The 383-nt window shown below is 62.9% G+C and carries 2 protein-coding genes; one reads left to right on the forward strand and one right to left on the reverse strand.

Annotation, left to right across the window (positions count from 1 at the left end; all coding sequences use genetic code 11):
- Positions 1 to 205: hypothetical protein (locus FMN52_RS20060; protein WP_240339551.1), on the forward strand; the 205-nt coding region annotated here is incomplete at its 5' end.
- Between the two features lie 39 nt (positions 206 to 244).
- Here FMN52_RS20060 and FMN52_RS19660 read toward each other — a convergent pair.
- Positions 245 to 383, reverse strand: a 139-nt coding sequence (locus tag FMN52_RS19660) for a DUF2388 domain-containing protein (RefSeq protein ID WP_034078258.1), incomplete at its 5' end; no start/stop codon positions are given.

A 383-nucleotide genomic window follows, 5' to 3' on the forward strand; every position in this document is an offset into this window, starting at 1 on the left:
GCTGGTTGGGCAGTCACCAGACGCCGAACTTTCGGCTCGCGCCAAGCAGATTTCTATGGGCCTAGGCGGTGCCATTTTTTTTTTCAAGCAGAAGACGGCATACGAGCTTCATGAGCGTCTCGTGGGCTCGCCGTCGTGTCCGGTCTTCTGCCGGTGGTGGGCGGATGCTACGGCGGGAAGCTTTCAGGCAGCTTTCGCTGGATAACGGCGGGAAACGTGCGGGTAATTTCGGATATATGGTCGATCAGGGCTGCCGCGCGAGGAGCGCCGCGGCCAGTTGCAGGTCGCTGTACCCGGCGTATTCCGGGGCTTGGCGCAGGACCTGCAAGGCTGCCTGGAGGTACGCGCCACGGATCGCACCGTCGCTGGCGACGAAGCTGGCG

Origin of the sequence: Marinobacter sp. BW6 (assembly GCF_008107725.1) — a bacterium.
Taxonomy (GTDB): Bacteria; Pseudomonadota; Gammaproteobacteria; order Pseudomonadales; family Oleiphilaceae; genus Marinobacter.